Raw genomic sequence first — 524 nt, forward strand, 5'->3', positions numbered from 1 at the left:
GACCCGCGCCGGGCTTCACCGTGATGCGCTAGACCTGGAAACGCTCGCCMTKGTCGATCGAGTCGTAGSYSCCCCACGGGCGRTASACCTTGCGGTGCCAGGTCGGCTCGGGGCGCTGGCGCTTCTTCAACTCAGCCACTATCCCCTTGACGTCCTGCACGTGGTCCTTATGCGCGACCAGCACGGCGTCGTCGGTGTCGACCACGACCACGTTCTCCAGCCCCAGCAGTGCGAGCAGGCGACCGTCGCCCCACGCCAGCGTGTTGCGGCAGTTCTGCGCGAGGACATCGCCATGGTGGGCGTTGCCGTTGCCGTCCTGGTCGGCGACTTCCCACAGCGCCGACCAGCTGCCGACGTCGTTCCAGCCGACCGAGATCGGCAGCACCGCCGCATGCGCGGTCTTCTCCATCACCGCGTAGTCGATGGAATCMGACGGGCACTCCGCGAAGGCGGCCTTGTCGAGGCGGATGAAGTCGGCATCGCGCTTCGCCATTGCCAACGCCTGGCGGCACGCAGCGAGCATC

General features: G+C 67.4%; 1 protein-coding gene. It reads right to left on the bottom strand.

Annotated elements, in window-relative coordinates; all coding sequences use genetic code 11:
• Window positions 1-28: 28 nt before the first annotated feature.
• Window positions 29-524, bottom strand: a 496-nt coding sequence (locus tag ACXJKJ_RS32140; RefSeq protein WP_457395805.1) for a sugar phosphate nucleotidyltransferase, incomplete at its 5' end; no start/stop codon positions are given.

Source organism: Roseateles sp. P5_E1 (genome assembly GCF_054049335.1).